The organism is Streptomyces sp. 8L (assembly GCF_020176795.1).
Lineage (GTDB): Bacteria > Actinomycetota > Actinomycetes > Streptomycetales > Streptomycetaceae > Streptomyces.
The window spans coordinates 1-6,686 of the sequence record NZ_JAIUKE010000560.1 but is presented as its reverse complement, the minus strand read 5'-3'; the positions used below and the strand labels follow the sequence as shown (position 1 = coordinate 6,686).

At 73.3% G+C, this 6,686-nt stretch carries 6 protein-coding genes; 2 read left to right on the top strand and 4 right to left on the bottom strand.

Annotated features, from left to right (window positions below):
• Positions 1-63 precede the first annotated feature (63 nt).
• Entirely contained in the window at positions 64-1,848 is a 1,785-nt protein-coding gene (locus LCE31_RS34335) for an ABC transporter permease (RefSeq protein WP_225021516.1), read from the top strand.
• A 19-nt stretch (positions 1,849-1,867) separates the two neighbouring features.
• Entirely contained in the window at positions 1,868-3,013 is a 1,146-nt protein-coding gene (locus LCE31_RS34330) for an ABC transporter ATP-binding protein (protein WP_225021513.1), read from the top strand.
• Positions 3,014-3,112: 99 nt separating this feature from the next.
• On the opposite strand, the gene LCE31_RS34325 is transcribed toward LCE31_RS34330, so the two are convergent.
• The 4 genes from LCE31_RS34325 to LCE31_RS34310 are packed head-to-tail and all read right to left on the bottom strand — an operon-like array spanning position 3,113 to position 6,493.
• Complete coding sequence (locus LCE31_RS34325) at positions 3,113-3,841, bottom strand: glycosyltransferase (protein ID WP_225021511.1); 729 nt, start codon at positions 3,839-3,841, stop codon at positions 3,113-3,115.
• A complete protein-coding gene (locus tag LCE31_RS34320) occupies positions 3,838-4,458 on the bottom strand; it encodes an SAM-dependent methyltransferase (protein ID WP_225021509.1) in 621 nt (206 codons plus the stop codon). The genes LCE31_RS34325 and LCE31_RS34320 overlap by 4 nt, the downstream gene beginning before the upstream one ends.
• Entirely contained in the window at positions 4,455-5,417 is a 963-nt protein-coding gene (locus LCE31_RS34315; protein WP_308042354.1) for a PIG-L deacetylase family protein, read from the bottom strand. Before LCE31_RS34315 ends, LCE31_RS34320 begins: the two co-directional genes overlap by 4 nt.
• Complete coding sequence (locus tag LCE31_RS34310) at positions 5,414-6,493, bottom strand: acyl-CoA dehydrogenase (protein WP_225021507.1); 1,080 nt, start codon at positions 6,491-6,493, stop codon at positions 5,414-5,416. The genes LCE31_RS34315 and LCE31_RS34310 overlap by 4 nt, the downstream gene beginning before the upstream one ends.
• Between the last annotated feature and the right edge of the window lie 193 nt (positions 6,494-6,686).

Genomic DNA, 6,686 nt, shown 5'->3' with positions numbered 1-6,686 from the left:
CCCCGGGTGTGACCCCGCCACATCCGGGCCCTCGCCCTTCCCACCTACGAGGACGGCCAAGCAATGAGCCTCATCAGTCGGTCGCGCCCCGCGCCACCTCCGACCCGCGGTGCGCCCCGCCGCTCCGGCACCGCCACGTCACGCGTTCTTGCCTGGTTCCGCAACCCGCGGAACATCATGCTCGCCGTCGTCGCACTCGTGGTCGCCTACCTGGCCGTCGTCCCCGCGGGCACGATGGTCGTCGCCAGCCTCCAGGGCTCCTTCCTCTCCGCCGACAAGGTCTCCTGGACCCTGCGGCACTACAGCGAGACGCTCGGCAGCAGCGACTTCTGGGTCCTGGTCGGCAACTCCTTCGCATACGCCGCCGCGACCGCCGTCGTGTGCACGGTCGTCGGCTTCGGCCTCGCCTACCTCGTCTCCCGCACCAACACACCGGCCAAGTTCTTCGCGCAGATCGCCGCGCTGGTACCACTGATCATCCCCGGCATCCTCAACACCGTCGCCTGGGCGCTGCTGTTCGCACCGCGCACCGGAGCGCTCAACGTCCTGCTGCGCGACGTGCACCTGCCGGCCTTCGACATCTACTCACTCGCCGGCATGGTCCTCGTGCAGTCCATGCACGTCACCCCGGTCGCCTTCCTGATGGGCACCGCCGCCTTCGGGAACATGGACTCGTCGCTCGAGGAGGCCGCCCTGAGCTCGGGCGCACCGCCCTGGCGGGTGTTCCGCACCATCACGGCCCGGCTGATCAGGCCCGCCGTGATGTCGGCCGCGCTGCTGATGTTCGTACAGACGATCTCCACCTTCGAGGTCCCGCAGCTCATCGGTGTGCCCGGGCACAAGTTCGTCTTCGTCAGCCGCATCTACAACGCGCTCCAGCAATTCCCCACCGACTACGGCACGGTGGGCGTCATCGGCATCTTCATCCTCGCCGTCGCCAGCGTCGGCCTGTACTTCTCCCGCAAGCTCGGCGGCTCCGGCGCCGAGGCGCAGACCATCACGGGCAAGGGCTTCAGGCCCACCTCCATCGACCTCGGCCGCTGGAAGTGGCTCGGCCTCGCCGCGTTCGTCGTGTTCTTCGTGGTGGCGGTCGCGCTGCCGCTGCTGATGCTCGTATGGTCCTCACTCCTGCCGGGGTACGAACCGCCGTCGCTGTCCGCCCTGCACCGGCTGACGCTCTCCAACTACAGCGCGGTCCTGCACACGCCGGCGCTGACCAAGTCCGTCACCAACAGCCTGATCACGGCGGTCCTCGCGGGCGTCATCGTCACCGTGCTCAGTTCCCTCGTCGCCTACATCACCGTCAAGACCAAGGCCCGCGGCCGGGGCATCCTCGACGGACTCGCCACCGTGCCCATCGCGGTGCCCAGCGTCGTGATGGGCGTCGGCATCCTGTACTGGTACCTGACGGCGCCCCTGCCCTTCCACCTCTACGGCACCCTCGCCATCCTCGTCATCGCGTTCGTGACCATCGGACTGCCCTACGGGATGCGCTACATCGTGCCCGGCATGGCTCAGATCAAGGACGAGCTGGAGGAGGCCGCGGCCGTCAGCGGCGCGTCCTGGGTCCGTACCTTCCGGCGCATCTACGTGCCACTGCTCGCGCCCTCACTGCTGGCCGCGTTCCTCTACACGGTCATCGTCGCGTTCCGCGAGATCTCCGCCGCCATCTTCCTCTACACCGAGAACACCCAGGTGGTGTCGGTGACCATCTACACCGAGTGGGCGAACGGCAGTTACCCCATCGTGGCCGCGCTCGGCGTCTTCATCGTCGTCTTCCTGGCCATCATCGTCGGCCTCGTCAGCCTGCTCACCCGTAAGACCGGGCTGAACCGCAACCGCCACTGAGCGCTCGAAGGAGAGTCTCGTGATCGAAATACGCGGACTGATCAAGCGATTCGACGGCAAAGCGGTGACCCGCAACGCCGTCGACAGCATCGACCTCACCGTGCCCGAAGGCCAGCTGATCACACTGCTCGGCCCCAGCGGCTGCGGCAAGACCACCACCCTGCGCCTCATCGCGGGCCTGGAACGGCCGGACGCAGGCGAGATCCGCATCGGCGGCAAGACCGTCTACTCGTCCGACGACAGTGTGTACGTCCCCGTGCACCAGCGGCCCATCGGCGTGGTGTTCCAGTCGTACGCGGTGTGGCCGCACATGACCGCCGTCCAGAACGTCATGTTCCCGCTGCGCTCCGGGCAGAAGAAGCTCCCCGTGCCCGAGGCGCGCCGCAAGGCCATGGAGGCGCTCGACCTCGTGGGCCTCGCCGACCTCGCCGACCGCCCGGCGCCGGCCCTCTCCGGCGGCCAGCAGCAGCGCATCTCGCTCGCCCGGGCGCTCACCAGGGAGCCCGAGGTGCTGCTGCTGGACGAGCCGCTGTCCAACCTCGACAAGGGGCTGCGCGACCGCGTGCGGGACGAGATCCGCGCGGTGCAGCAACGCCTCGGCATCACCACGGTGTTCGTCACCCACGACCAGGACGAGGCGCTCGCCGTCTCCGACGAGGTCGTCCTGATGGAGTTCGGGCAGATCGTGGAGCGCGGCCCCGCCCAGCAGATCTACGCCCGCCCGCGCAGCGAGTTCACCGCGCGGTTCATGGGCATCTCCAACACACTCCCCGGCACGGTCACGCAGTGCGACAAGGACCTGGTGGACATCACCCTGCCGCAGGGCACACTGCGCTGCGTGGCCGCGGGCGACCTCGCGGAGGGCGACCAGGTCAATGTGTTCATCCGCCCCGAAGGCCTGTCGCTGTCCCGCAAGGACACCAGCGGACGCGGCTGGAAGGGCACCGTCGAGTTCAGCATCTACCACGGCGACTGCTGGGACTACCACGTGCGCGTCGGTGACACCCTGCTGCGCTCCCGCATCTACAAGGAGAAGGTCGGACTCGCCCACGGAGACCCGGTGTTCGTCTCGCCCGACGACGAGACCGCCATCGCCATCCCGGCGGGGGCCCCGGCCGGGGACAGCGGCCCGGCCCCCCTCGCGGGGACGGCCACGACGGGCTGAGCGGTGGTGGCGGCCACGACGTGCCCAGTGGCCGCCGCCCGGCTCCCGTGGGCCCGGCCGGGCCGCGCGGCGGACGGCGCGTCACACCGGAGGGCCGGATCAGGTGACGGGCCCGGCGTTCGCGAGCGATGTGAGGAACGCGCCGAAGCCCTGCGGCGCCCGCGAGTCCACCCGCCCGGACGTCAGGACCGGACACCCGTCCGTGCGCAGGATCTGCCGGCCCGACCGCTCCAGCGCGGCCACCAGCGCGCTGTCCTCGCTGTGCGCGAGCGGCGGGAACCCGCCCGCGGCCAGGTAGGGGCCGGCCGCCACCCCGAGGTTGGCGCCGTGCACGTGCGGGTGGTGCCAGGCGCCCCGCCCCGGCGGCCGCTCGGCGAAGTAGTGGGCGTCGTGGCGGGCGGCCGTGGCGGGGCTGAGCAGCGGGTGCGGGGCGAGCCGTACCGTGCCCACCACACACTCCCACCCCTGCCGCGCGTGGCGCAGCTGGTGTGCGAGCCAGCGCGGCGGGACGACCGAGTCGGCGTCCGTGGTCGCGAGCCACAGGCCTTCCCCGTACGCGGCGAGCCGGCGCAGCGCGGCCTCGGCCCCGCTCGCCCGCGCCCGGCCGACGTTGCGGTACGCGACGCGCACCACCAGCGCGCCCGCGTCCTCGGCCACCGCCACCGTGCCGTCCGTACATGCGTCCGCCACCACCACGACCAGCACCGGTGTGCCCGCGACACCGGGGTGCCGGGCCGCGGCCCGCACCGAGTGCACCGCCGCGGCCAGCGAGGCCGCCTCGTCGTGGGCGGGCACGATCACCGCGCATGCCGCCGGGCCCCCGCTCACACCAGCCCCTCAAGTACGGCGGGCGACGGCGCATCGGTGCCGGCACCGCCGCCCGTGCGGGCGAACACCTGGAGCCTGAAGTCGCTGTCCACGACGTCCGTCAGCCGTGCGAGGCCGGGCGTCGCGGTCAGCGGGCCGGCCAACTGCGAGCCGGTGCGGTGGTGTTCGGGCACGGGGTGGTCCCAGTGCACCGTGACCAGTGTGCCGCCGGGCTCCAGGCTCTTGACGGTTCGCGCGAGCAGTGCCTCGCGCGTCGCGTCGTCGAAGTAGTAGAGCAGCTCGGAGAGCACGATCAGATCGAACGTCTCGTCGGGCCACTGCTCGGGCACCGCCAGGGCGCGCGCCGTGACGTGCGGCAGGTCCCGTACCCGCGCCGCCGTCGTCGCGACCGCCGACGCGACCCGGTCGGCCGCGAGCAGCCGGTCGCACCGCTCGGCGAGCAGCGCGGTCAGCACACCGACCGAGCAGCCGGGCTCGAACGCGCTGCGGTACCGCGCCCGGGGCAGCGACGCCACCGTCAGCGCGTACTTCCGCCGCTCGTACCAGCGGCCCGCCAGATCCCAGGGGTCCTCGGCCGAGGCGTACATGGCGTCGAAGTAGCCGACGGGCGTGCTCATCGGAAGACCACCTCGAAGCCCCGCATGTGGTGGGCGAGTTCGTCGGGCGGCAGGATCGCCGAGTCCTCCGGCCCATCGCCGAGCGGCTCGGTCTGGGTGGTGAACCGCCGTACGGCGCGGCGCTTCGCCCCGGCGGCCCCGTCGTCCAGCGGCAGCCGCGCCGCGCTGCTCCACGGCACCCGCGGGTCACCGGGAAAGGACCAGTGCCACATCCACACCGGGTAGCACCACACCGGTACCCCGGCCGCCGCGCTCGCCGCGCCCGCGGCCCGCCCCGCCGCCTCGTGATCGCTGTGCAGATCGCCGTTCCACGGCGCCACGCACAGCCGCGCCCCGGTCTCCCGCAGCAGCTTCGCGACGGCGTCCCGCACCCGGTCCTCGTACCGCTCCACAGCCCTGTCGGGGATCGCGAGGCGGGTCGTCCTGGGCCGTTTGAGCCCCAGCTCCCGCAGCGCGCCCTTCAACTCCGCCCGGCGCAGTTGCGCCAGCCGGCGGACCGCCGGACGGGTGGACCGCGGATGCGACGCCTCCCCGTCCGTCACGGACAGCAGGTGTACGGGCGTCTCGGCGGCGGCCAGCATCGCCAGCATGCCGCCGAAACCGAGCACCTCGTCGTCGGGGTGCGCCGCCACCACGAGCACCGGGCCCGGCGGGAGCAGCGCCACGGGGAGGGCGCCGAGCCCGTCCCAGGCCGCCCAGCGCGACTCGGGTGTGCCCTCGGCGTCGATCGCGTACGCCGCGGCCCTGCGGCACGCGGTGCCCTCCGCACCCGCCTCCGCGGTCGCCGTCTCGCGCACCGCCGAGGTCGCGGCGGGCGCCCGGCCCGGTGCGGGGCCGGTGCGCGCCGCGTCATCGCGTGCCGCTGTGTCCGCCGCGGTCCCCGGCGCCCTTTCCGCGTCCGTGTCCGCGGCCGTATTCGCCGCCGCATCCGGTGCTGTGTCCGGTGTCGTGTCCGTCATCGGTGTTCCTCCTTGCCGTCCTCGTCGCGGGCGCCGAACAGCCGCCCCAGCTCGGCGAGGTTGCGTTCCGCGTGGTGCTGGCGCACGTACACCGCCAGGTCGGCGGCGGCCCGCGCGTGCCGCGGGTCGTGGCACAGCGGCCCGGCCCCGGTGGCCCGGCCGACGTGGTCGAGGACCTGCGTGCAGACCAGCTCCGCCAGCGCCCGCACCCGCAGGCTCCGCATCCGCGCGCCGCCCAGGGCGTCCAGCGGATCCGCGTCGATGTCCTCGGCGGCCCGCTCCAGCACCGTGGACGCGGACGACAGCAGCATGTCCACGGCGCCCAGATGCGCGGCGGCGATCGCGTCGTGCGTACGCCTGCGGGCCGACGCGTAGAGCGTCTCGGCCACGGCACGCGCCCCGCCGAGCCAGCAGGCCGCCACGCCGATCCCGCCGTGCTGGAACCCCGGCCGGCGCAGATACGCGTCCACCTCGCCGACGGGTGTGCCCTCGACACCGGTGAAGTCCACGTCGGGCGTGTCGCTGCCGGCCATGCCGATGGCCCGCCAGCTCCCCGGCACCGGCCGTACGCCGGGCTGGGCGACCCGTACGGCGAACAGCCGCCGGCCCTCCCCGGAGTCCGCGGTGACCAGCGCGTGCGTGCAGCTGTGCGCGCCCGAGCAGTACGGCTTGAGGCCGTCCAGCACCCAGCGGCCGTCCACCCGCCGCGCACCGAGCCCCGGGCCGGGAGGCTGCGCGGCCCACACGCCCCAGCGCTCGCCCGGCTCCACGCGCGGCCCCGCGAGCTCGTCCAGGATCGCCACCGCGTCCAGATGGCCCTCCACGAGCCGCGCCACGCACAGGTCCTCGCGTCCGAGCCCGTACAGGACGAGGAAGCGTTCGGCGGTACGTCCGGAGCCGGGCAGTGGCACGTCGCCGAGAGCCGGGCCGCCCGCCCGCCCGGCGCCGTGCGCAGAGGTCAGCGCGAGGAAGCGGTCGGCCACGGCCCGCCGGAGGCCGTCGGGGCCCCAGGCGTCCCCGGAGCCGTCCACCTCCGGCGCGGGGCGCGTGGGGGTCGTCGCGTCAGCGGTCACCATGCCTCCTGGAGCGGGGGGTCGGACAGGGCGGCGTCCAGTCGTCCACGCGGAGCCACCGCGAACTCCTTGAAACGGGCAACGTCGAGGTGGGGGGAACGTCTCACGGAACGGGGCCGCCCACCACCGCTGCACTGCCGCGACGCCGGCACGGGGGAGGCCCGGGATGCGGCGGGCGAGAAACAGGGGTAGGGGG

Coding starts and splice junctions, on each gene's coding strand:
- LCE31_RS34310 (WP_225021507.1), bottom strand. CDS start 6,493: ATGGTGACCGCTGACGCGACGACCCCCACGCGCCCCGCGCCGGAGGTG.
- LCE31_RS34320 (WP_225021509.1), bottom strand. CDS start 4,458: ATGAGCACGCCCGTCGGCTACTTCGACGCCATGTACGCCTCGGCCGAG.
- LCE31_RS34315 (WP_308042354.1), bottom strand. CDS start 5,417: ATGACGGACACGACACCGGACACAGCACCGGATGCGGCGGCGAATACG.
- LCE31_RS34335 (WP_225021516.1), top strand. CDS start 64: ATGAGCCTCATCAGTCGGTCGCGCCCCGCGCCACCTCCGACCCGCGGT.